23 protein-coding genes are annotated in these 25684 nt (G+C 28.4%); 14 read left to right on the top strand and 9 right to left on the bottom strand.

All coding sequences use genetic code 11. The annotated features are described in order from the left end of the window. Positions 1-23: 23 nt before the first annotated feature. The 3 genes from Q3223_RS00115 (at position 24) to aspS (ending at position 4696) form a co-directional block, all read left to right on the top strand. Positions 24-1583, top strand: coding sequence for a coproporphyrinogen III oxidase (locus Q3223_RS00115; protein WP_407811428.1), 1560 nt, complete (start codon positions 24-26; stop codon positions 1581-1583). Beyond that, the gene (gene hisS / locus Q3223_RS00110) at positions 1573-2835 is read left to right on the top strand and encodes a histidine--tRNA ligase (protein WP_074178822.1); all 1263 of its coding nucleotides are present in this window, start codon (positions 1573-1575) and stop codon (positions 2833-2835) included. The genes Q3223_RS00115 and hisS overlap by 11 nt, the downstream gene beginning before the upstream one ends. 73 nt (positions 2836-2908) lie before the next feature. Further along, entirely contained in the window at positions 2909-4696 is a 1788-nt protein-coding gene (gene aspS, locus Q3223_RS00105) for an aspartate--tRNA ligase (protein ID WP_054271313.1), read from the top strand. Positions 4697-4766: 70 nt separating this feature from the next. Here the strand turns inward: aspS and Q3223_RS00100 are convergent, their stop codons facing one another. Beyond that, positions 4767-5033, bottom strand: a complete 267-nt coding sequence (locus Q3223_RS00100; RefSeq protein ID WP_074178823.1) for a TIGR04076 family protein — start codon at positions 5031-5033, stop codon at positions 4767-4769. Between the two features lie 62 nt (positions 5034-5095). Continuing rightward, entirely contained in the window at positions 5096-5965 is an 870-nt protein-coding gene (locus Q3223_RS00095; protein ID WP_054271311.1) for a LysR family transcriptional regulator, read from the bottom strand. Positions 5966-6368: 403 nt separating this feature from the next. Between Q3223_RS00095 and Q3223_RS00090 the strand changes: the two genes are divergently transcribed. Beyond that, positions 6369-7796, top strand: coding sequence for a cell wall-binding protein Cwp14 (locus Q3223_RS00090; RefSeq protein ID WP_407811427.1), 1428 nt, complete (start codon positions 6369-6371; stop codon positions 7794-7796). Between the two features lie 80 nt (positions 7797-7876). Here the strand turns inward: Q3223_RS00090 and Q3223_RS00085 are convergent, their stop codons facing one another. The 4 genes from Q3223_RS00085 to Q3223_RS00070 all read right to left on the bottom strand — a co-directional run bounded on the left by Q3223_RS00085 (position 7877) and on the right by Q3223_RS00070 (position 13128). Continuing rightward, on the bottom strand, positions 7877-8146 hold the full coding sequence (locus tag Q3223_RS00085) for a hypothetical protein (protein WP_223152574.1): 270 nt from the start codon (positions 8144-8146) through the stop codon (positions 7877-7879). Positions 8147-8148: 2 nt separating this feature from the next. Further along, positions 8149-9591, bottom strand: coding sequence for a Na+/H+ antiporter NhaC (nhaC, locus tag Q3223_RS00080; protein ID WP_407811426.1), 1443 nt, complete (start codon positions 9589-9591; stop codon positions 8149-8151). Positions 9592-9614: 23 nt separating this feature from the next. After that, positions 9615-10781 carry a MalY/PatB family protein gene (locus Q3223_RS00075; protein WP_407811425.1) on the bottom strand — a complete coding sequence of 389 codons (1167 nt, stop codon included), beginning with the start codon at positions 10779-10781 and terminating at the stop codon, positions 9615-9617. Between the two features lie 241 nt (positions 10782-11022). After that, positions 11023-13128 (bottom strand): sigma 54-interacting transcriptional regulator, encoded by a 2106-nt coding sequence (locus tag Q3223_RS00070; RefSeq protein ID WP_223152571.1) that lies wholly within the window; start codon positions 13126-13128, stop codon positions 11023-11025. Between the two features lie 235 nt (positions 13129-13363). On the opposite strand from Q3223_RS00070, the gene Q3223_RS00065 reads away from it, so the two are divergent. Genes Q3223_RS00065 through Q3223_RS00055 form a run of 3 tightly spaced genes read left to right on the top strand, consistent with a single transcriptional unit; the run spans position 13364 to position 14556 of the window. Continuing rightward, entirely contained in the window at positions 13364-13765 is a 402-nt protein-coding gene (locus Q3223_RS00065; RefSeq protein ID WP_054271306.1) for a hypothetical protein, read from the top strand. Positions 13766-13807: 42 nt separating this feature from the next. After that, complete coding sequence (locus Q3223_RS00060; protein WP_021385716.1) at positions 13808-14101, top strand: metal-sensitive transcriptional regulator; 294 nt, start codon at positions 13808-13810, stop codon at positions 14099-14101. 14 nt (positions 14102-14115) lie between these two features. Continuing rightward, a complete protein-coding gene (locus Q3223_RS00055) occupies positions 14116-14556 on the top strand; it encodes a SoxR reducing system RseC family protein (protein WP_054271305.1) in 441 nt (146 codons plus the stop codon). An 84-nt stretch (positions 14557-14640) separates the two neighbouring features. Here the strand turns inward: Q3223_RS00055 and Q3223_RS00050 are convergent, their stop codons facing one another. Beyond that, entirely contained in the window at positions 14641-15114 is a 474-nt protein-coding gene (locus Q3223_RS00050) for a threonine/serine exporter family protein (RefSeq protein ID WP_054271304.1), read from the bottom strand. After that, on the bottom strand, positions 15114-15902 hold the full coding sequence (locus Q3223_RS00045; protein WP_054271303.1) for a threonine/serine exporter family protein: 789 nt from the start codon (positions 15900-15902) through the stop codon (positions 15114-15116). Before Q3223_RS00045 ends, Q3223_RS00050 begins: the two co-directional genes overlap by 1 nt. A 327-nt stretch (positions 15903-16229) precedes the next feature. On the opposite strand from Q3223_RS00045, the gene glyA reads away from it, so the two are divergent. The 7 genes from glyA to Q3223_RS00010 all read left to right on the top strand — a co-directional run bounded on the left by glyA (position 16230) and on the right by Q3223_RS00010 (position 24260). Further along, a complete protein-coding gene (glyA, locus tag Q3223_RS00040; RefSeq protein WP_054277337.1) occupies positions 16230-17474 on the top strand; it encodes a serine hydroxymethyltransferase in 1245 nt (414 codons plus the stop codon). 245 nt (positions 17475-17719) lie between these two features. Beyond that, positions 17720-18817: an MGDG synthase family glycosyltransferase gene (locus tag Q3223_RS00035; RefSeq protein ID WP_054277336.1), complete on the top strand. Its 1098-nt coding sequence runs from the start codon at positions 17720-17722 to the stop codon at positions 18815-18817. Then, positions 18808-19506 carry a polysaccharide deacetylase family protein gene (locus Q3223_RS00030; RefSeq protein WP_054271300.1) on the top strand — a complete coding sequence of 233 codons (699 nt, stop codon included), beginning with the start codon at positions 18808-18810 and terminating at the stop codon, positions 19504-19506. The genes Q3223_RS00035 and Q3223_RS00030 overlap by 10 nt, the downstream gene beginning before the upstream one ends. A 2-nt stretch (positions 19507-19508) precedes the next feature. Beyond that, entirely contained in the window at positions 19509-20573 is a 1065-nt protein-coding gene (locus tag Q3223_RS00025) for a lysylphosphatidylglycerol synthase transmembrane domain-containing protein (protein WP_054277334.1), read from the top strand. 182 nt (positions 20574-20755) lie between these two features. Beyond that, positions 20756-21460 carry a response regulator transcription factor gene (locus tag Q3223_RS00020; RefSeq protein ID WP_054271298.1) on the top strand — a complete coding sequence of 235 codons (705 nt, stop codon included), beginning with the start codon at positions 20756-20758 and terminating at the stop codon, positions 21458-21460. Further along, positions 21453-22775, top strand: a complete 1323-nt coding sequence (locus Q3223_RS00015) for a HAMP domain-containing sensor histidine kinase (RefSeq protein WP_074178830.1) — start codon at positions 21453-21455, stop codon at positions 22773-22775. Before Q3223_RS00020 ends, Q3223_RS00015 begins: the two co-directional genes overlap by 8 nt. A gap of 111 nt (positions 22776-22886) precedes the next feature. Continuing rightward, positions 22887-24260 (top strand): hypothetical protein, encoded by a 1374-nt coding sequence (locus tag Q3223_RS00010; protein ID WP_054277332.1) that lies wholly within the window; start codon positions 22887-22889, stop codon positions 24258-24260. A gap of 241 nt (positions 24261-24501) precedes the next feature. On the opposite strand, the gene pdaA is transcribed toward Q3223_RS00010, so the two are convergent. After that, entirely contained in the window at positions 24502-25443 is a 942-nt protein-coding gene (gene pdaA / locus Q3223_RS00005; RefSeq protein ID WP_074178831.1) for a delta-lactam-biosynthetic de-N-acetylase, read from the bottom strand. Positions 25444-25684 lie beyond the last annotated feature (241 nt).

Below are 25684 nucleotides of genomic sequence, written 5' to 3'. Positions count from 1 at the left end.
GTTAAATAGAAGGAGTTAAGTTGATGTTATATGTTTTTTTAAAAGGACATGATTATAAGTATGAAGTAGCAGAACTTATAAAATTGTTTACTAATGAATTTAAATTTAATGACTCTGATAAATGTGGTAATAACATGGAGTCAATGTATTTAATAAATAGGTTGATTTATGAAAATGGAGTCTTGTTTTCAAGTACTGAGTATTATGAAGATGAAAACTTGAAGTATGAATCAATACAAAATATAGAAAATATAAATCTTGAATTTTTAAATGGATTTGATAATAGCAAATCAATTGAAGAGTTTTTGAATAAGTTAGATAATGAAAGTAAGAGAAACTTTAAAAAACTATGTAAAGAAAGCATCAAAAAAAGCATGTTTATAGTGCTTAAGCAAATATTTAATTCTTATGTTCCATGGGGAATTTTGACTGGTATTAGACCAGTCAAAATTGTCCACAATCTAATGGATAAAAAGTTAGATGATAATAGCATAAGAACCATTCTAAAAGATAATTATTTTATAATAGATGAGAAAATAGATTTAGCTCTTGAAATAGCCAAAAGAGAGCGAGTGTTTATGTATCCTATAGATAAAAATAAAATTTCTCTTTATGTAAGTATTCCATTTTGTCCAACTAGATGTGTATATTGTTCATTTCCTTCAAACTCATTAAAGCAATTTGGGCATTTGAAAAGAGAATATGTTTATAAATTGATTGAAGAAATCAGGGGATTTGCCAAGCTTATTAAGGATACTAATAAAGAAATTGAAACTTTATATATTGGTGGAGGAACTCCTACTACATTGGATGAGGAAGAGTTAGATTTGCTTATAAATTCATTGTTTAGTGAATTAGATTTAACTAAAATCAAGGAATTCACTGTAGAAGCAGGTAGACCAGATACCATTACAGAGCAAAAATTAAAAGTATTAAAAAAACACAATGTAAGTAGAATTAGCATAAATCCTCAGACTATGAATGATGAGACTTTAGTTAAAATTGGAAGAGAACACAAGGTTTCTGACTTAGTAGACTGCTTTAATATGGCTCGTAGAATGGGATTTGATAATATAAACATGGATATAATTTTAGGTCTTATAGATGAGGACTTAAATATGGTAAGGAATACATTGGAAGAAATAAAAAAACTTTCTCCTGAAAGTCTTACAGTTCACACATTAGCTATAAAGAGAGCATCTAACTTGAATATAAATATGGATATGTATAAAGAACACCTAACACAGTATGAAGAAATGGTAAAAATGATAGATTTATCAATGAAGTATGCAAAAGATATGGGATTAAACCCATATTATATGTACAGACAAAAACATATGTTAGGCAATTTAGAAAATATAGGTTATGCTAAAGAAGGATATGAGTGCATTTATAATATACAAATTATGGAGGAAAAGCAAAGTAACTATGCATTAGGTGCAGGTGCTATATCAAAATTTGTTTATTTAGATGAAGATAGAATTGAAAGAGTAGAAAATGTAAAAAACGTTGAACAATACATTGCAAGAGTAGATGAAATGATAAAAAGGAAGAAAGAAGAGGTATATAAAAATGTTGACTAAAGCTCCTAGAGGAACTAAAGACATAACTCCAAAAGAGGCTTATAAATGGAGTTATGTAGAAAATAAATTTAGAGAAATATGTGCTTTATATGGATATGAAGAAATGGTAACACCTATATTTGAACATACAGAACTTTTTAAAAGAAGTGTTGGAGATACTACAGATATAGTTCAAAAAGAAATGTATTCTTTTAAAGATAAAGGAGACAGAGAAATTACATTAAAGCCAGAGGGAACAGCAGGTGTAGTAAGGGCATTTATAGAAAATAAATTGTATGCAGATACTCAGCCAACTAAGTTATTTTATGTTACACCTTGTTTTAGATACGAAAGACCTCAAGCTGGAAGACAAAGACAATTTCATCAATTTGGTATAGAAGCACTTGGAAGTGACACTCCTTCAATGGATGCTGAAATAATAGCATTAGCTGTTCAATTTTTTAATGAAGTTGGGCTAAAGGATTTAATAGTAAGCATAAATTCAGTTGGTTGTCCAGTTTGTAGAAAAGAATACAATGCTTTATTAAAAGAATATCTTGATTCAAAAGCAGATGTATTATGCGAAACTTGTAATGAAAGAAGAGAAAAAAATCCAATGAGGGTTATAGATTGCAAAAATCCTACATGTAAGGAAAATATTAAGGATATACCATTTATTGCAGACCATTTATGTGATGATTGCAAGACTCACTTTGCGAAATTACAAGAATATTTAAATGAAATGGATATAAACTTTGTAGTTGATAAAACAATAGTTAGAGGACTAGACTATTACAGAAAAACTGCCTTTGAAATTATATCTAATGATATAGGAGCGCAAAGTACTGTATGTGGTGGAGGTAGATATGATGGTCTTGTTGAGCAACTAGGAGGACCAAAAGGTATAAGTGGGATTGGATTTGGATTAGGAATTGAAAGACTTTTACTTACACTTGAAAACAATGGTATTGAAATAGAAAATCCACAGTCTACAGACATATTTATAGTAACAATAGGAGAAGAAGCAAATACAAAAAGCTTTAACCTATTAAAAGAATTGAGAAAAAATCATATAAGTGCAGATAAAGACCATATAGAGAGAAGTGTCAAAGCACAATTTAAATATTCAGATAAGATAAATTCTAAATTTACAATAGTAATTGGCGATGATGAGCTTAAAAATGATACTGCAACATTAAAAAATATGAAAACATCAGAGCAAATTACTGTAAAATTAAGTACATTAGTTGAAGAATTAAAACAAAAGCTGTAAAATAAGAAAGTATGATGTTTTGCATATTAGATAATAATATAGCATTAAAATTAAATAAAATGGAGGTAGTATCTTGGAAACTTTAAAGGGTCTAAAGAGAACTCACTACTGTGGAGAGTTGAGAGAAAAGAACATAAATGAAGAAGTTGTACTTATGGGATGGGTACAGAAAAAAAGAAACTTAGGTGGTCTTGTATTTGTTGATTTAAGAGATACAAGTGGATTATGTCAAATAGTTTTTGATACAGATGTAGATAAAGAAGCTTTTGAAAAAGCTGAAAAATTAGGAGCTGAATTTGTAATAGCTGCAAAAGGAAAAGTATGCGAAAGACAATCTAAAAATCCTAATATGCCAACTGGAGATATAGAAATATTTGCCACTGAACTTAGAATCTTAAATAAGTCAGAAACGCCACCTATTTATATAAAAGATGATGATGATGTTTCAGAAGCATTAAGATTAAAATATAGATACTTAGATTTAAGAAAAGCATCTATGCAAAGAAACTTAAAATTAAGACATAAAGTAATGAATATTACAAGAAATTACTTATCGAATAATAGATTTTGCGAAATAGAAACACCATTTTTAATTGCACCAACTCCAGAAGGAGCAAGAGATTACCTTGTACCAAGTAGAGTTAATCCAGGTAAATTTTATGCATTACCACAATCACCACAATTATATAAACAGTTATTAATGGTAAGTGGTATGGATAGATATTTCCAAATAGTTAAATGTTTTAGAGATGAAGATTTAAGAGCAGATAGACAGCCAGAGTTTACACAAATAGACTGTGAAATGTCTTTTGTTGAGCAAGAAGATGTTATGAATATGATTGAAGGATTGCTTGAAGCTATATTTAAAGAAGTTTTAGATGTAGAATTAACACTTCCACTTCCTAAGATGACTTATGCAGAAGCTATGTCTAGATATGGTTCAGATAAGCCAGACACTAGATTTGGATATGAATTAACAGATATATCTGATGTTGTTTGTAACTGTGGGTTCAAAGTGTTTGCGGATGCTACACAGCCAGGTAAAAGTGTTAGAGGTATAAATGTAAAGGGTAAAGCTGATGATTTTACTAGAAAGCAAATATCATCATTAGAGGAACATGCTAAAACATATAGAGCAAAAGGTCTTGCTTGGATGAAAGTAGGACAAGAAGGAGTAACTTCTCCAATAGCAAAATTCTTTAATGAAGAAGAAATGAATGCTATACTTACAAGAATGAATGCTGAAGCAGGAGATTTGCTTTTATTTGTAGCTGATAAAAACTCAGTAGTATTTGATGCTTTAGGACAAGTTAGACTTGAAGTAGCTAATAGACTTAACATGTTAGATAAAAATGTATATAATCTATTATGGGTAACTGAATTCCCTGTTTTTGAAGAAGATGAAGAAACAGGAAAATTCTCAGCAATGCATCACCCATTTACATCACCTATGGATGAAGACTTAGACAAGTTAGAAGAAGGTGATAAAGCATCTTTAAGAGCTAAAGCTTATGACATCGTATTGAATGGTTATGAGATAGGTGGAGGAAGTGTTAGAATATCAAATTCTGATGTACAATCAAAAATGTTTAAAGCACTTGGTTTTACAGAAGAAAGAGCTAATGAGAAGTTTGGATACTTATTAGAAGCATTTAAATATGGAACTCCTCCTCATGCTGGTTTAGCTTTTGGTCTTGATAGACTTGTTATGTTACTTGCAGGAGCTGACAATATAAGAGAGGTTATTGCATTCCCTAAAAATCAAAATGCTGTTTGTCCTATGACAAATGCTCCAACATTAGCAGAAGATGAGCAATTAGAAGAATTAAGTATAAAAGTTGATATAAAAGACAACGAATAATATATAGTTATAAGAAATTAAAATGTAAAAAGTCTGGATATAAAGCATATTTATATTCAGACTTTTTTAGTTAATCTATTTTTTCTATTTTAAATATGTTTATAATTTTGGCATCTGGGCAACAAAATACACATTCGTTTTTATTTTCCTCACCAGGTATGCTTCCACCATATCTTAGAATGTCAATATAAGGAAAAGCTACATGTAATGCCATTGGACATAATTTTCCTCTTTCTGTATCAAAATCAAATGAATCTCCAATCTTATGTCCATAATGACAAGCACCTTTTTCTTTTTTATCTATTAAGGTTATCTTTATCTTTGGTCTTCTAGCCATATTTTTATACATCCCCCTTGTATTTTTATTTAATATAAAAAGACTATAATTATAGCTTTTATTTAAAGATTTTTAAAATAATTAATAAGAAAGTCTTTAAATAATAACACAGCTTTAGATGTGTAATTTTCATTAAACCATGATAGATTTAAGTATCTTTTAAATTCAATATCTTTTATATGTAATAGTTTAATTTCTGGGTCTTTAGATAATCCCCATGATTTTCCACATATAAATCCAACACCTTGAAGTGATTTTATGAGTGCATAGATTGTATATGGTGAATCGCATTCAAAGGCTATTTTTGGTTTAAAATTAGCAGATTCACATAGTATATCTATTATTTCTCTATAGTTCTCACCCTTAGTTATAACTATGAAGTTTTCATCAGAAACTTCACTTAGGTAGACTTCATCTTTTAAAGATAAGTTATGGTTAATTGAAATACCTAGTAATATCTCTTCACAAGTTAAAGTTATATTATTTTCTGAATTTATTTTTGTAAATGAAGAAGATATATACAAATCAAAATCACTTTTCTTGTAAGAAGATGGCAGAGTATGTGAGACATTAAAAGTAATGTTAGGATATAGTTTTCTAAAATTACTTAAAAGTGAGGGTAGTACATTAGCTGCTGCAGTAGCTAATATTTTTACTTCTCCTGAGTTCTCTAAAGAAGTATCTCGTAATTCCTTTTTTGACATTTCTACCAAATCTAAAATACTATCCACTCTTTTTAAAAATAATTTTCCATATTCATTTAATACAATATATCTTCCTTTTCTATCAAACAACTTGACTCCAAGTTCTCTTTCTAAAGAAGATATGGTCTTACTTAAAGCTGGTTGTGCTATATTTAGTTTTTGTGATGCTTTTGTTATGTGTTCCATTCTAGCAACTGTTTGAAAGTACTTAAGATGCAATAAATCCATAATATAAAATACACCTCTTTTAATATGACTTGAGTTATATCAATTTGATAATTAACTATATATTATACATTATAATATAAAGCTTGTATAATAAACTATAGTATATCAAAAAGTTAATCACATAGTTAATTATGTATTATACATAATCTAATTAAAAAAAATGAGTCCAATATATAATTAATTAAAGAAATAATGCTGAAAATTTTAATTATATAAAAATATATCTGAGAAATAAATTGTATATCAAGCAAGGTAAAAAATTATTATAGAAGTTAAGATATACTAAAAATAAAATTTTATTTATATTATTTAATATCTTAGAGTAATGATATTAGCTAAATTATTATGTTATACTATCTTAAATAGGAAAAATTTAGATACTATAATTTTAGGGGGAGTTAAGATGAAATTAACTAAATCAATATCATCCGTATTGTGTTTATCTCTAGTTTTAAGCTTATCACCAGTGTCACATGCAAATGAAATAAGTAGAACAACATTGGAAAATACTTTAGTAGGTCAGGATAGATACCAAACTGCTATTGAAGTAAGTAAAAAAGGATGGAGTAGTGCAAATGAGGCTGTAGTTGTAAATAGTGAATCTATTGTAGATGCATTGTCTGTAACACCATTTGCAAAATTAAAAAATGCTCCTATACTATTGACAGAAAAAAACAATCTAAATTCACAAACTGAGAAAGAATTAAAGAGATTAGGAGTTAAAAAAGTTTATATAATTGGACTATCTAGTTCTGTATCAAATGATGTACAAAAACAGTTAGAATCTAATAATCTAACTACTGATAGAGTTGGTGGTAGTGATAGATACCAAACAGCCTTGAGTATAGCTAAAAAAATAGAGGAATTAAAAGATATATCAGAAATAGCTATAGTAAATGGATATACAGGTCTTGCTGATGCAGTTAGTATAGCTTCTGTAGCTGCGACTAATGGAATGGTTATACTTCCAGTGTCTGATTCATCTGGAATATCTAGCTTTAAAGATTTTATAGAATCTAAGAATATAAGTAAATCATACATAATAGGCTCTACTAATGCTGTATCAGATAAAATAAAACAAAGCTTACCTAATTCTGAAAGAATAGGTGGAGCAGATAGAAATGAAACTAATGGTAAAGTAATAGAAAAGTTTTATACATCCAATAAATTAAATAATTTATTTGTAGCCAAAGATGGAATGAAAAAGCAAAATCAACTTATAGATGCTCTAGCAGTAGGAGTGCTGGCATCAAAAGAAGATTCTCCTGTACTTATAGTAGGGGAACAATTAAGTACAACACAAAAGAGTGTATTTTCAAATAAAAGTGCTACCTCTATAACTCAAGTTGGTAGTGGAGGGAATGAGAGTGCATTTAAAGAATTAAAAGAGTTACAAACAAATAGTACTAATAAGAAAGTAATGTATGTAACTAATACAGATAAGGTGAATATAAGAAGTGATGCTACAATAGAAGCTTCTGTTATAGGATATTTAAATAATGGTGATGAAGTAGAAGTTTTAGAAGTATTAAAAACAGGATGGGTAAAAATAAAATACAATGAAGATATTGGGTATGTTAGTGGGTCTTATCTGACAAATAATAAGCCTGATAGTAGTAATGAAAATGTAAAAATAAAGTATGTAAAAGAAAAAGACGGTCTTAATGTTAGAAAAGGACCAAGTACAGAAGATGAAAAAATAGGACATCTTTCATATGGAAGTAAAGTGGAAACAATAGAAATGTTTGCTACAGGATGGGTAAAAATAAAATATAGTGGTGGATATGGTTATGTAAGTAATGATTATTTATCTGATACACCAGTTATTTAATTATAAATAATAGTAAAAGAAACTGCTTTAATATATGAAGCAGTTTCTTTTTTATAAAATTTTAAGCTTTGTGGTTATTTCTATTTGGATACCTTAATTCTAGGATTAATTATTATGGATATTGCTATCATACAAATACTTAAAATCCAGTGAATAATTCCAAACTTAGATATCAATAAATTCAATCCTGCTATAGTAAATAAACAATATTTAATTAGAATTAAAAGCGAATTTATAGAAATACCTTTTATTGAAAGTATTCTAAATCCTAGGAAAGACATTCTAAGCCCTACAAATGCCAATAATATACCTGTAATATCTTGAATTAAGTAATAGTATTCAAAGTTCATACTTAATCAACTCTTCTCTGGGCAATGTCAAATATCTCTAACTCTTCAATTTCATCATCTGTATATGTAAGCATAGTAAAGCCAGTTACACCATAAATAAATGAAATTATAGGAGTAATCCAACTTAAGAAACAGTATGGTATAAATTCTAGTGGACTTACACCAAGAGTTTGGGCACAGAAAACAGCATTTGAATTCCAAGGTATTAATGGTCCACCAAGTGTGGCTGTATCTTCTATAATTCTAGATAGATTCTGTGGTTTTAATCTAAACTCTTTGTATATTGGTGACATTAAAGTTCCAACAAATACTGAAGTAAACATCATTGATGAGCTAAATGCATTTGCAAAGTAACTTACTATAAAGGTAGACCCAACCAATTTAGTTCTAGATTTTCCTATTTTAATTATCATAGGCTGAAGTAGTACCTCTAAGAAACCAGTTTTTTGGAGAATACCAGCAATAACAAAAACTACAAAGACTAGTAAAACGGTTTCAGCCATGCTCATGATTCCCCCACGATTTAATAGCTTGTCAGCATAGGCAAATCCAGTATCGATAGTAAAACCTGATAGCATATAATTTAAAATATCACCTATTTTTTCTCCTTCTTGAAATACAGCTATGATAAGCCCCATTATAGCTGAACTTAATATAGATATAATAGGAGGTTTTTGTAACAATAGAAGTAATAATAAAAACATTATTGGAATCATTGCTACTAAACCAATATGAAAGTTTGAATTTAATACATCTTTAATTTGGTTTATTTGAACATAGTCAATAGTGTTATTTGAATATTTTAAGCCAATTACTGTATATAGAACTATACATATTACGTATGCAGGTCCTGTTGTGTAAACCATGTGTTTCATATGTGTAATCACATCTGTCTTACAAACTGCTGCAGCTAAGTTTGTAGAATCTGATAGGGGAGACATCTTATCTCCAAAGAAAGCTCCAGAAATGACTGCACCAGCTGTTAAACCAAGAGGAATACCCATGCTAGTACCAATACTCATCATTGCTATACCAGAAGTTCCAAGAGTTCCCCAAGATGTACCTGTAGCAACAGAAGTAAGTGAACAGACTATTAATGTTGTAAGTAAAAAATATTTGGGTGTTATTATTGTTAGACCGCTATACACTACTGTTGGTATCGTACCAGCAGCTATCCAAGCTGCTATTAGTACGCCAACAGAAAGTATAATTAAATTTGATTGAAAGGCATCCTTACCAACCTCAAATCCGAAAGCCTCTATTTCATCATTAGTGTAACCAAGCTTCATAGCAGCAGGAACTACTATAAGCCATGAAAGTAAAAACATTATAGTTATAGAGGCATTAAATACAACTATACCAATTGATGTTAAAGCTATTATTGCAAGCATTACTAACAAGGAATATCTAAATGAAGGTCTTTTTCTTTCTGTATCTATTTTCATAGTGCAAATTCTCCTTAAATATTTTAGTTGATTGCATTTTTTATTCTTATAAGAGCTTCTTCAAGCATACTTTTTGGGCACGCTAAGTTTATCCTTTGATACCCTTTTCCTCCAATGCCAAAACTATTTCCTTGATTTAAGGCAATCTTACCTTTTTTAACAAGTATACTTTCTAGTTCATCATCACTCAATCCAAGTTCACTAAAGTCTACCCATAATAAATAAGTTCCCTCTGGTTTTCTAACTTTAAGTTTTGGCATATTTTCATTTATATATTTTATAGCAAAATTTATATTGGATTCTAAATATTCCAAGAATGATTCTAACCAAGGTTCACCATTATTATATGAGGTCTCTGTTGCAACTAAGCTGAAGCAGTTATTTCTTTTTATATCAATTCTAGTGAAGGCATTATCTAACAACTTATAGTCTTTTTCATCAGGTAGTATCACATAAGATGATTGAAGACCAGCTATATTAAAAGTTTTAGTTGGAGCCATACAAGTAATTGTATTTTTTTCATATTCTTTAGAAATAGATGCCATAGGGATATGTTTATGTTTTTTTAATATAATATCACTATGTATTTCATCAGATATTACTTTTACATTATGTTTAAGGCAAATGTCTCCTAGTTTTTTTAATTCTTCTTTTGTCCATACTCTACCAACTGGATTATGAGGATTGCAAAGTATAAACAATTTTACATCTTTAATCTTGCTTTCAATGTCTTCATAATTCATTACATAATTTCCATCTTCTAGTTTTTGTAATGGGCTTATAACCAGTTCTCTATTATTATTTTTTACAACGCTATTAAAAGGACTATAAACTGGTTCTTGTATCATTATTTTGTCGTTTTCTTTTGTAAGTTCGTTTATTAAAAGACTTATAGCTGGTATAACACCTGGGCTATAAACTAACCATTCACTTTTAATTTTCCAGTTATGTCTTCTATCTAGCCAATTTACTATCGATTCATTGTAAGAATCTGTTCTTGTTGTGTAACCATAAATCTCTTGCTCTAGTCGATTTTTTAAAGCATCAATTATACAAGGGGCAGCTTTAAAATCCATGTCAGCTACCCACATAGGAAGTAAATCATTGGTTCCATATTTTTTATCCATCTCTGACCATTTAGACGAAAAATTATTACTTCTATCAACAACTTCATTAAAATTATAATTCATTATAAAAACCTCCAGTAATTTTAAAATTTATGTTAATAATATTAAGCAAACAACATGCCAAGATGGATAATAAAAAGTAATTAACAATAAGTTAATATTTGATATTAAGTAATTCCAAAGTATAGAGCAATTAAAAATATTAACTATATTTAGAACTTTGTGGAAAAGCTTATTTCGAATAAAGTTTCATATGTATGAAAATATAAATAAATAGGGTTAAGTGGTTTAACAGTTTAACTTATTAGACCTGTTTATATTTTTTTATAAATTCAACCCCTTTTGATGTTATAACTGAACCACCACGACCAACAAGTATGTCTACAAGTCCAAAGTCTTGTAATTCTAGAAGTATATTTCTAATCTGTTGTTCTGTCAGAAATCTATTTTCATTTAAAGCTATTTTGTACAGACTTTTTCTGCCAATTCTTTCTTTTAAATCATAAGCCTTCTTTAAATTGTCCAATATAAATAGGTATTCCTCTAAAGGTCTTTTAAAGTTATAATCATGTTTTATTAAGTTTTTGTCTTTGTTAATGTTTAATTGATATTTTACTGTTTTATCTGTTACTTTGTTACAGACAGTCCTACTATAATTTGAATCTATAGTATCCAATATATATTCAGGTAAGTCACAAATTTCTATAACATCTTTTCCTAAGTAGCAGAAGTATTCCCCTAAATTTCTTAATTCCCTTACATTTCCTTCCCATTTATACACTTTAAAGATTTCTTTTACTTCTTCACTTAGAATAAAATTACATGGAATATCATACTTTAGAGAATTGAAAATCTCAAATATATCAGTAGGCCTTTCTCTAAGAGGGTGTATTTTAAGAGGAAGAACGTTTAATCTAAAGTATAAATCTCTTCTAAACATGTCTTTAGATACAAGTTCTTTTAAATTTCTATTAGTAGCTGCAATTATTCTTACATCAATATCAATGACATTGTTTGAACCAATACGCCTTACTTGTTTTTCTTGTATAACTCTAAGTAATTTAGATTGAGAATTTAAATCCATTTCTCCAATTTCATCCAAAAATATAGTTCCATTGTTAGCTAATTCAAATAAACCAATCTTTCCACCTTTTTTAGCACCAGTAAAAGCACCTTCATCATAGCCAAATAGTTCGCTTTGTAATAAATTTTCTTGAAAAGTACTACAATTTACTGCTACGAAAGGACCATCTTTTCTTCTAGAGGCGCTGTGAATAGATTGAGCAAATAATTCCTTGCCAGTACCACTTTCACCAATTATTAAAATAGAGGAGTTTGATTGAGCCATGCTATTGGCAATTTTTTTTGTATTAATGGTTTGTATACTAGAGCCTAATATATCATCAAATGTATATTTACTGACATTACCTGAATTGACTAATTGTGCTCTTAACTTGGCTTGCTTTTTTTCTAGTTGAGAGAATTTGGTCATTTTCAATATAAATCCATCAAATACATTTAATTGTATATGTTTAATCTCTAAATTTATATCTACATGATTTATTTTAATTAATTTTTCATAAAATGGAGCTTTATTGGTTAATATGTTTTGAAAATTTATTTCTCTTATACAATCACCAATAAATTCATAAATCATTTCATTTGCATTTATAGATAAAATTTTTCTAGCCATATGATTGTAAAATTGAATTATCCCATCATTATTGGTGCATATAATTCCATCATCAATTATAGATAATAATAAATCAAATTGCCTTTCAAATTTATTTGCATCTAATAGTAACTCACCTGTACTATAGCTTGTAGGTATTATTTTCTCTACATATTTTTTTATTAAGTCATCTTTTATTAGATGTTTTAGTTTAGTTTTTGTAGCAATTTCAACTATACAACTTAAATCTATTATTCTATATTTCAAGTCTATAACTTCACAATTTTTAACTTTAGGTAAGATTTTTTCGCCAGGAGTTAGTATTATAGCATCTGTAGGAGTAAATTCTATCTCTGGATAACAAGGTAGGATATTGATATTGTCTATTCCTAGTCTATGTATTAAAGATATTGTCTCTATTGCCATATCCTTACTTAGATTATATACATAAATAATTTTATCTTTTTCTAATCTTGATATCATATCTATACTGTTCTTTTCAAATGTTAACTTAGGTACAATAATTTGAGCATCATGATGGGATAATTTTGCTATTTCATCATATTTTAAATAAGCAGATAATAGTATCAAACTTTCTTTAAAAAATCTTAAATTTCCTTCTTCAAATGAGTATAAATTTATTTTTATATTGTTACCTAAAAATTGTCTTATTTGGTCTTCATAAATTTCTCCAGCATCTTTTTTTAAACTTACAATAGCTAATTCCATTTGTTTCATTTTAACCTCTCATACAAATTTGACTTATTTTAGATTATATAACAATTAAACTAGATATAAATAATTTTGTTTAATTGTTATTATAAATTTATTATAGATTATATATGGAAGTAAAAGAAATCGCTAAAATTATTCCTTTTATTTTTGTTTTTTGTATCTATTTGGTATAATAGTATTAAAGCGTATAATAATTTAGGCAAAATTTTTTAAGAGGAATATTAGAGGAGAATATAATATGAAAAAATGTCTTTACTGTAATAGGGATATAAAGTCACCAAATAATAAATTAGCTATACAATATGATGACAATACAAATATATATCCATGTCGTGCAGAATGTAAGGAAAAAATTGAAGAATATATAGCGAAAAAACCTACATATAAATTTATAAATATATTAGAGGTTCTTTTAGGTGTGGGTGGAATATTTTGTTTTTTGAGTAAATGGACTATTGCAGCCCAAGTTGTACTTGGAATTGATGCATTGGTTATATTTTTATTTCCATTAGCAGGATTTAAGATGAATGGAAAGTTAAGTATGGAACAAACTAAGAATCAAAGTAGGTCTATTGCAATATCAATTTTAGCATTTATAGTAGTAATAACTGTATTGTATTTTAAACAAATTGGTAAGTAGAGCATAATTGAATAAGACATCATTAGAGTATGAGGTGAGTTTATGGAAGAAAGAAAATTAGCGCCAAACAATGAGAGAGAAGCTCTTATAAAAAGATTAAAGAGAATAGAAGGTCAAGTAAAAGGGATACAAAAGATGGTAGAGCAAGAACGTTATTGTGTTGATATACTGGTTCAAATATCTGCTATAAGGTCTGCTATAAACAGAGTGGGCACGATTATACTGGAAAATCATATAAAAGGATGTGTAGCAGAAAGCATCAAACATGATGATGGTGAGCAAACTGAAGAAATGATAAAAGAACTTATGGATACTATAAATAAATTTACAAAATAAGGAGGCGGTTAGTTATGAATCAACAGGGATTTATTATGGAAATTGTTGATGATAGAACTGCAAAATTAAAAATGCAAAGACATTCAGCTTGTGCTGCTTGTGGAAAGTGTGCTACTACAGATTCGGCAGAGTCGAAGGAAATATTAGTAGAAGTAGATAACACAATTGGTGCAAAAGTTGGTGACCATGTAGAAGTAAGTATGGATAATATGAATGTATTAAAAGCAGCTGTAATGGCTTATATAATACCACTTATAGCACTTCTTGTGGGAACAATAGGGACTTACTATATATTAGGTGCAATAGGAGTAACATCTGGTGTTGAAGCCATAAGTGGATTGGTTGGAATCTGTCTTACAATACTTTGCTATCTGTACTTAAAGAAGAATGACAAAAAATTTAGAGATAGTAGAGAGTTTATACCAGTAATAACAAGAATATTAATTGACCTTTAAAATAATTAAAAAATAGCAATGTACTTTTTGAATAAATACCCAGTGTGTATTTGCAAAACTTTAGTACATTGCTATTTTTGTGTTTTATTTCGATTTTCTGTATGGAATAAAGTTTTTTCTGATTTTTAAAAGATTCAATGTTCTTACAAAAGAAGTTACAACTAATACACCTAATGCTATTGCAGCACTTAAAAATAGGGCATCTGTACCTTTTGACATGGCCAAAGAATAATTTTTTTGAATCAAAGATAACATTGTATTGTACAATCCAATACCTGGTATTAAAGGAAGGATACCTGGTATTACGAACACAATAGCTGGTTGTTTTAACTTTCTAGCTAAAGTCTCACTACATGCTGAGACTAAAGCAGCAGCTATAAATCCTGCAAAAACTGCATTTGTAGTAAAATTAAATAAATAAACATACACAATCCAGCCAATTCCACCAGTTATTCCAGCTGGAAGAAGTAGATAAAGTGGAGCATTAAAGAAAACAGCAAATCCAGCAGTTGCAATGCCTGAAAATAAAAAATGTAAAATCATTGACATATCAGTCATTAGAAAGGACCTCCTATTCTATACCATGTATCAAGAACAAAACCAACTCCAGAAGCAATTGCAATAATAATCATAGCTGCATCAAAAGCACGAGAAATTCCTGATATTAAATTACCTGATATTAAATCTCTAATAGCTTTTATAAAGGCAACTCCTGGGAGTAGTGGCATTATAGCACCAACTATAAGCATCTTAGGGTCATTTAAAATGCCTATTTCAACTAACAGAACTCCTGAAAGTGCAATTAAAAAAGAGGATACTAAACAGGAAAATGCAGATATTGCACTTATCTTCATAGTTTTATCATAAGTAATCGCGGCAAAGATTGCTATTATAAATGTAAGTATAAAATTTAATACATAATTCCCTCCAAGCAAACAAGCAAAACAAGCAGATGCAATTCCTGTACAAGAGTAAAATAACCACAAAGGATAAGGTTTTACATCTTGGATTTCATAAAGACGTGCAATGGCATTATCAATATCATATTCTTTGTCGCTTACAAATTCTCGAGAAAAACTATTTAATAAAGAAATCTTATTTAAGTTTATACCTCTTGATTGAATCGTTTTCATAAATGAAAAGCCATCAAATTTTTCATCAGAAATAATTATTACTGTAGGAGTTGTAAAAATATTTACATGATAAAATCCTCTTGACCTGCATATCCTAAGGACACTGTCTTCAACCCTAGATGTTTCAGCTCCATTTTTTATCATAAGTTCCCCTACAAATAGAGCTAATTTTAGAATATTTTTCTTATATTCAAGCTCCTCATTTTGATTCATAAATACACCTCCAAATTAAAAACCGTAATATTGAAATTATACCAAATTTCTAAGCAATATTCCTTAATATATATATAAATTATATTATCTTTTTTTATTTAAAAATAGTCACATTTAAATTATATCCAATTAAAAGAATTAGACAATATTATTTATTATATTTTAACTTAAAAATAAAGAAAGTAACTATGTTAAATATAGAAAAATAGCAAAACACTTGACTATTAATTTGTAAAGGACTATAATAATAAATTATCATATTGATAAAAACGAAAATTATGAAATGTCTGTAAAAATAAAAATTAAATAATAACTAGGAGGAGTAATATGTTTGAGAACTTGAAAAAAGCGGACCCTGAGATTTATGAAAGTATGAAAAGAGAGTTAAAAAGACAACAAAGAAATATTGAATTGATAGCATCTGAAAACATAGTATCAGTTCCAGTGATGGAGACTATGGGAAGCCATCTTACAAATAAGTATGCAGAAGGTTACTCAGGAAAAAGATACTATGGTGGATGTGAGTACATAGATGAAGTTGAAACTCTTGCAATAGATAGAATCAAAAAAATATTTGGAGCAGAGCATGCTAATGTTCAACCTCACTCTGGAGCAAATGCAAATATTGGTGTATATTTTGCTATGTTAAAACCAGGTGATGTTGTTATGGGAATGAATTTATCTCAAGGTGGACATTTAACTCATGGAGCTCCAGTTAATATTTCTGGTCAGTATTATAAATTTTATGAATATGGCATAGACAAAAATAGTGGACTTATAGATTTTGATGAAGTTAGAAAAATAGCGCATGAAGTAAAACCTAAAATGATAGTTGCAGGAGCAAGTGCATATCCTAGAGAAATAGATTTTAAAAAATTTAGAGAGATAGCTGATGAAGTTGGAGCATTGCTTATGGTAGATATGGCTCACATAGCAGGTCTTGTTGCAGCTGGCCTTCACCAAAATCCATGTGAAGTGGCTGATTTTGTTACAACAACAACTCACAAAACTTTAAGAGGGCCTCGTGGAGGAGTTATTCTTTGCAAAGAAAAGTATGCTAAAGCTATAGACAAAGCAATATTCCCTGGAATTCAAGGTGGGCCTCTTGAGCATATAATTGCATCTAAAGCAGTTTGTTTTAAAGAAGCTTTAAGTGATGAATTTAAAGAGTATCAAGTACAAGTTGCTAAAAATGCAAAAGCTCTAGCTGAAGAACTTATTAAAAGAGATTTTAAATTAATTTCTGGAGGTACAGATAATCATTTAATATTATTAGACTTAACTAATAAAAATATAACTGGTAAAGCTGCAGAAAAAAGATTGGATGATGCTTATATAACAGCTAATAAAAATACAATTCCATTTGACCCAAATGGTGCTCTTGTTACAAGTGGGATAAGACTTGGTACTCCAGCTGTAACTACTAGAGGTATGAAAGAAGAAGATATGGCGATAATTGCTGAGGCCATAGACCTATGTTTAACTTATGATGAAGAATCTAAGGCTAGAACATTAGTTGTTGGATTAACTGAAAAATATCCTTTATATGAAGAATATAATATTATGGATTAATTATAAAGAATAATTAAATAAAGTATGTTTAAATAATTATAATGATTGTGTATGTATTTGAATATATAGATATAAAACCCAATTGGTATAGGAGATAATCTTCTATATTAATTGGGTTTTGTACTTTTTAATTAAAACTTTAAGATTTCTTAAGAATTATACTAGGTTTTTCTAAAGATTTAAAGTCTATACTTATAAATATAGTAATTAGAGGAAAAGAAAGACTTTAATGAGGAGGGAATCTTATGAAAGTATTAATTCTTACAGGAAAATTTGGTATGGGTCATTACTCAGCATCAAATTCTTTAAGTGAAGATATAAAAACAAAATTTAATAATTCAGAAATAATAATTAAAGATATATTTGAATATATTATGCCTAACTATTCTGATAAAATGTACAAGACTTTTTCTATTCTTGTAAATCGGGGAAGTAGTCTTTATAATTTATTTTATAAATGTACAGAAAATGGAAAGAAAGATATAAAATTTACTTTTTCAGATTATTTTTTAACTAAATTAGACAAGTTACTTAATGAAATACAACCAACAGTAGTTATTTCAACTTTTCCATTTTGTTCACAATTAGTATCAAGATATAAGGAAAAGTATAATTCAAATCTTCCTTTGATAACATGTATAACAGATATAAGTAGTCACTCAGAATGGATTAGTAAAAATACAGATTGTTACTTAGTAGCTAGTAAATCTACGAAGGAAGAACTTGTTTTTAAGGGAATAGATGAAGAAAAAGTTAAAGTTAATGGTATTCCAGTAAAAAAAGAATTTAAAAAAATAGAACATATAAATCACTCAAATAAAAAAAATATACTTATAATGGGTGGAGGTTTAGGGTTACTGCCTAAGTCAGAACAGTTTTACAGTGAATTAAATAGTTTAGAAGGAGTAAAAACCACTGTAATAACTGGTAATAATAAAAAAATGTACTATAAGTTATCTGACAGATATGAAAATATAGAGGTAGTAGGCTATACGAATGAAGTATATAAATATATGAAAAATGCTGACCTTATTATTTCTAAACCAGGTGGAATAACTCTATTTGAAACTATTTATTCAGAACTTCCAATATTAGCATTTAATCCATTTTTACAACAAGAGATAAATAATGCTGATTTTATATTAAATAATAAGATTGGAAGAATACTTGATAAAAATAAAAAATACTATGTAGATGAAATAAAAGATTTAATTTATGATGATGCCACTCTTCAAGAGATGAGTAGAAATATGAAAGAATTAAAAAAACAGTTTGATAACAATACATTAGAAAATATTTTATTTTCATTTGATGAACAAGGAGAGTGTATAGAATGTATGTAGTAGGTTTAATTATAGTTGTTGCATTGATTTTTTTGGTACATTCAATTATACCTACATATTATAACAAACTATTAAATAAAGATGTATTAAAAAATATGACTAGAGAAAATGAAATTGCACTAACATTCGATGATGGTCCAGATAAGAGATATACAGAAAAATTATTAGATGTTTTAAAAGAAAATGATATAAAAGCCATGTTTTTTGTAGTTGCAAAGAATGCTGAAAAAGAGCCTGAAATTATAAAAAGGATGTTAAGAGAAAATCACATAGTTGGTTTACATTCATTGGAACATAAGAATGCATGGCTTTACAGTTATAATTATGTTAAAAAAGATTTTATGGAAAGTGTAAATATAATGAAAAATTTAGGTGTAGATATAAACTATTATCGTCCACCATGGGGTCATACTAATATATTTTCAAATCTATTTGTTAAAAAATATAATCTAAAAATGACATTATGGGACGTAATGGCAGAAGATTGGAGTAAAGATAGTACTGTAGAGATTATTATAAATAAATTAATGAGTAGAACAAAAGAAAATTCTATAATTTGTTTACATGATGCGGGTGAAAATTCAGGTGGTGCAGTAGGTGCACCTGAGCGTACTATTGAAGCTTTGAAGATAGCCATTCCAAAACTTAAAGATAGTGGTTTTAAATTTGTAGCACCAGAAAGGATGTAGCTATGATAAGTAAAACTGAAAAGAAAAATAAATGCCTAGGTAGTGTTGCTTTTTTAGTTTTACTAATGGGCATAACAGGATACTTTGTTTTTAGAGGGCAATCAATTGAATCATTAATAAAATCATTAAAAGGCGCAAGCCCTATGTTTATACTAATTGGATTTATGATGATGATTATATATGTTGCTTGTGAAGGTATAAACATATATTTAGGTGTAAAAGCCTTAAAACAAAAAACTACTCTTTTAAAATGTATGGGATATGCTTTTATTGGATTTTATTTTAGTTCAATTACACCTTCAGCCTCAGGTGGTCAACCAGCACAAGTTTATTATATGAAAAAAGATGATATAAATATATCTTACTCTTCACTTATATTATTAGTTATTGTTGTTATTCATCAAGTGGTTATATTAGCATATAGTGGAATAATGTTCATTATGGAACGTGAATTTATACTAAATAACGTAAGTGGTATGAATATTTTACTAATATATGGTGTAATAACAAATGTAGCTCTTGTAGTTGGAGTAATCGCAATTATATTTTCAAAGAGACTGGTAAATAATTTTATAATATCAATAACAAACTTATTAGGAAAGTTAAGAATAATAAAAGATGTTGAAGGTTCAAGAAAAGTTATAACTTCTCAAATTGAAGAATATGTTAAAGGTGCCCAATATATAAAACAGAATCCAAAGCTTGTAATACAAATTTTAGCTATAACGATTATACAAATAACAGCTATGTTTTTAGTACCATTCTTTGTATACAAAGCTTTTCATCTATCAACGTATACTGTATTTGAGATATTGGCAATACAATCGCTACTAAATATTGCTGTTTCATCATTGCCATTACCAGGAGCTGTTGGAGCTTCTGAAAACAGTTTTATGACATTGTTTAAAATATTTTTCCCAGGTCATTTACTAGTTCCAGCAATGTTACTTAGTAGAGGAATAAGTTTCTATGCATTTGTAGCTATAAGTGGTTTGATATGTATTATAGTACATGTAAAATCTTCTGAAAAAGTTAAATCAGTAAAAAAAGTCATTTATGCAAGATAATATTATATAGATTATTTTTATAAGTATGTCAATTTATGTATACATGTTAATTGAATAGTAAATGTATTTACAATAGTAGAAAGTATTAAAACGTGTGACATTGCTAAGCTTTTGCTAATAAAGTATAATATTTTATATAGTTTGAAATATTTAAGAAATATAGCAAAGAAAGGAGCTTAGTGATGAATAAAGAGATTCCAAAAAAAATTTTAGTAGCTGATGATAATCCTGAGATTAGAGAAATTGTAGAGATACTTTTAACTGGTGAAGGTTATGAAGTTGTTATGGCTACAAACGGGGAAGAAGCTGTAAACTTAGTAGATAGTACGATTGACTTGATTATTTTGGATGTTGTCATGCCTGTAAAGACTGGGTTTGTTGCATGTAATGAAATTAGAGAAAAAACAACAGCCCCAATCTTATTTTTGACTGCAAAAACTCAAGATTCTGATAAAGTTATTGGATTTTCAGCAGGAGGAGATGACTATTTGTCAAAGCCTTTTTCATATTCTGAATTAATTTCAAGAGTTAAGTCACTACTTAGACGTTATTATATATATCAGGGAAAGGAAAAGGAAAGAGAGCCAAACATATTACATACAAAAGAATTATATGTCAATTTAGATACTCAAGATGTTACATTGAATGGAGAACCTGTATTTTTAACAACCATAGAATATAGTATTTTAGTACTTATGTTAAAAAATAGAAAGAAGGTTTTTTCATCTGAAAATCTATATGAAACTATTTGGGATGAACAATATTTTTATACAGCAAATAATACCATAATGGTTCATATTAGAAATTTAAGAAAAAAATTAGAAAAAGACCAAAAAAATCCACAATACATAAAAACTGCATGGGGGAAGGGGTATTATATTGATTAGCAAAATTAAGCCATCAAAGTTGGGTGTTATACTATTGATATATGTAGTAATCTCAGCTGCAGTGGCTTTTATTTTAAATATACCACTTTACTATACTGTTGAATCTATAGTAAAAGACGTGTCAGAAGGAAAGGTATATTTTAAAAGAGAAGTAGACCAACTTATGGATGATTTTCAACTTTATGTTACTGAGAATAATGTAAGTTCAAATGATGGAGATAATATAGCAAAATGGAATGGTGATAACTGGTTTGTTTCTATGAAGATATACAAAGGAAATAAGGTTTTTTATGATACATTATACTATCCTAATGAAGTACCAGATAAAAGTGAGGAAAATGAATTTTATAGTAGTTCTATGGCTAGAAATTATGAAATACAATTTTCTAATGTTAAAGCTGATATAGTTGTAATAGCATTATTTAGATTCAGATTTCAAAATTTTATAGATGCAATCTCTATTACATTTATGGCACTTACATTTATTATAACATTCCTGCTATTATTAAGTAGAAAGATAAAATACCTAAGGAAAATAGAGATGGGTATAAAGATAGTGGAGAGTGGTAGTTTAAAGTATAGAATTCCAGTCAAAGGGAATGACGAATTATCATCACTTGCATCTAGTATTAATGAGATGAGTCAAACATTAGAGCATCAACTTATAAAAGAAAGAGAAATGAAGAATAAAAATAAAGATATAGTAACTTCAATATCACATGATGTTAGGACTCCATTAACATCAGTAATATGTTACTTAGATTTAATTAAAGACCATAAATATAATAGTCCTGAGCAACTAGAACAGTATATAAAAAATGTAAGGTCTAAAGCATATCAAATAAAAGATTTAACTGATGACCTTTTTACCCATTTTGTCAATTCAGGAGAGGAAGTTTCCAAAGAATATGAAAAGATAAATGCAAATGAATTTATTTTTCAATTGCTTTTAGATAGTTCATATACATTGGAGGAAAAAGGCTTTCATATAACCATAGAGAATGAACTTTATAATCAGTATCATATTTATGTAGATGTAACACAATTTAGGAGAATATTTGATAACTTATGTTCTAATATAATAAAATACGCTAGAAAAGATAAACCAGTAGTATTTTTAATTAAAGTTGAAGATTCTAAATTATTAATTATACAAAAAAATAGAGTGAGTAATTTTTCAAAAAATGTAGAAAGTTTTGGAATAGGTATAAAAAATTGCGAAAAAGTAGTTGCACATCATAATGGGAGTATAAATGTAAACTCAGATGATGAAGAGTTTTCTATTGAAATATCTATCCCAGTAAAGAAATTATAAAAATTTAAATTTTATATTGTACAGTTAATAATTGTGTATCTATGAGCAAGTAACAAGTTAACTTACAAGACCATATAATATTATTATCTTAAAAAAAGGGGACATAATAATATGGTTTTGACAGGAGCACATTATATTTACATTGTATTTATGGTAATTATATTAATTACTATGATTATGAAAAAGGATACAATAGTACCATGTATATTGGGTGTTTTTTTCATGGGATTATTCTTTGAGAAAAATATATTTGGGGCTATAACAGCAGTGTTCAACTCATTTATTATATCTTTAAATGAGTTGGGACCAATTATTTTAATTATAGCTATTATGGTTGCTTTATCTAAAGCATTAGAAGCTAATAATGCTATACAGTATATGGTAAGGCCATTTTCAAAAGTTATAAAAAATTCTAATACTGCATTTTTTGTAACTGGATTTGTCATGTTAATTCTTTCATGGTTTTTCTGGCCGACTCCAGCTGTTGCTTTAGTTGGGGCTGTTTTTTTACCTGTTGCTATGAGAGCTGGATTACCAGCAATTGGTGTTGCAGTGGCATTAAATTTATTTGGTCATGGTCTTGCTTTATCTACAGACTTTGTCATTCAAGGGGCTCCAAGTATAACAGCTGGTGCAGCAGGAGTTGCAGTATCATATGTTATAAATGACGGTATGATTCTATTCTGGGTAATGGGAATTGTAACGATATCTATGGCATTTTATACATTGAAAAGAGACATTAATAAGGGAATGTTTAGAGAAGAACTCAAAGATTTTGAAAGTGAAGAAGTAGAAGAGTTTAATGGAAAATCTAAAATAGCAACTATTTTAGTAGCTTTAGGATTTCTTGCTGATATAATTGCAATGTATGCATTTGACCTAAAAGGAGGAGATGCTTCAGCACTTTTAGGTGGTACAGCAGTATTTTTAATAATCATTATAAATACCATAAATTTTGGAAAAGATAGTCTTGAAAATGTCTGTGAGAATATAATTGATGGTTTTGTATTTGGTATAAAAATATTTGGAGCAATTATACCAATAGCAGCATTCTTCTATATGGGTGAAGTTGCACCTTTAACAGGCGTATTTGGAAAAGTATTAGCACCAGGCTCACAGGGCTTATTATCAGATATAGGCATAGCTCTTTCTCAAACAATACCGCTTAATAAGTTTGCTGTATCAGGTATAGAAACTATAGTAGGAGCAATAACTGGACTTGATGGTTCTGGTTTTTCTGGAATTTCATTAGTAGGCTCACTTGCTTCTGTGTTTGGAACAGCTATCAATGCAAGTGTTGGTGCATTAGCTGCATTAGGACAAATCAGTGGTATTTGGGTAGGGGGAGGCTGTTTAGTTCCTTGGGGACTTATCTCAGCAGCAGCAATTTGTGGAGTCAGCCCAATAGAGTTAGCAAAACGAAATTTTGTCCCAGTTATAACTGGGTTGATTGTAACAACTATAGTAGCGATGTTTATTATTTAGTTGAGTAAATAAGCATTAATTATATGCAAGTTTAAATAAACCTTGATTATATACAAATAAAAAATAGATGTATAGCTGTAATTTATAGTAATGATTTTACTAACATTAAGCTATACATCTATTTTTTATTGATATTCTTCTATTAAATGATTTATATAGAAGATATTTTTATATTGTACTTTATAATGCTTAATAGACTATGTCAATTTGTAGATTTTAGATACAATTTAAAGTATTAATATTAATACTTTAAAAGTTCAAACTCATATCCTAGCTTTCTTGAATCTGATATAATATTATTTAAAATTTCTGTACTAGTTTTGGAAACTGCATGTAATAGCAAAATAGAGCCATCATGTAAATTATCCATTATTTTCTTATTTGCTTCTTCATGTGATGGTTGTTTTTCAGTATCCCAATCCCTGTATGCAAAACTCCAAAACACAGTCTTATATCCTAAGTTTTTAGTCATTGCTAAACTTTTCTCTGAGTACTTGCCCATAGGAGGTCTGAAAAATTTAACCATATCTTTTCCAGTTGCATCCTTATAGAGTTTTTCAACATCAGAGAATTCACCATTAAAGCTTTTTAAATTACTTGTTTTTGTTGGCATAGATGGATGAGATTTACTGTGATTTCCAACTATATGTCCTTCAGACACCATTCTTTTAACTAAGTCTTTATTTTCCTTTATGTATGGAGATGTAACAAAAAAAACTGCTTTAACCTGATTTTGTTTTAAAATATCTAGTATCTTTGATGTATATCCATTTTCATAGCCCTCATCAAATGTAAGGTATAAAGTTTTCTGGCTATCTTTTTTAGGTCCATTATATATGGCATCATAGTCAGAAAATTTAAAATCAATGTCAGTATTTACCTCTGGGGTCTTATGTTTAGTGTTTGGTATGTAAAACCAATCAAGAGTGGTGTTATCTAAAGAGGATACATCTAGTTTGTCACTATCATTATTAATAGTATCTTGTTTTGATGGTTTATCTGTTCCATCTGAAACGACAACATTGGAAGTATCCTTATCGCTATCTAATTCTTTATTATCTTCTTGTGACTGTGTTTCTTTATTTTGGTTTGTATTTTGTTTGCTCTGTGAATTTGAACATCCAACAATAAAAAAAACAGATAGACAAATTAATGCTAAAAAATATAATATCTTTCTAAACATTTTGAAGCTCCTTTCTAAATTAATAACAATTGTACATAGTATCATTATAATTGTAAATTCTTACTAATAATAGTTACATCTTTGAAAATAAAGTCATAATAGTATTACAAATAGATGAATAATCGATAAATTTAAGAAAAAATGAAAAAAGTAGTTGACCATACTAGAATAAGATGTTATTATAATAAATGTGCTCAACAAGAAGTAAAAAAATAACAAGCACAAAGAAGCAAATTAAATG

Origin of the sequence: Clostridioides sp. GD02367, assembly GCF_045900275.1 — a bacterium.
GTDB lineage: Bacteria > Bacillota > Clostridia > Peptostreptococcales > Peptostreptococcaceae > Clostridioides > Clostridioides difficile_A.
This window is presented reverse-complemented; position numbering and strand designations above follow the sequence as displayed.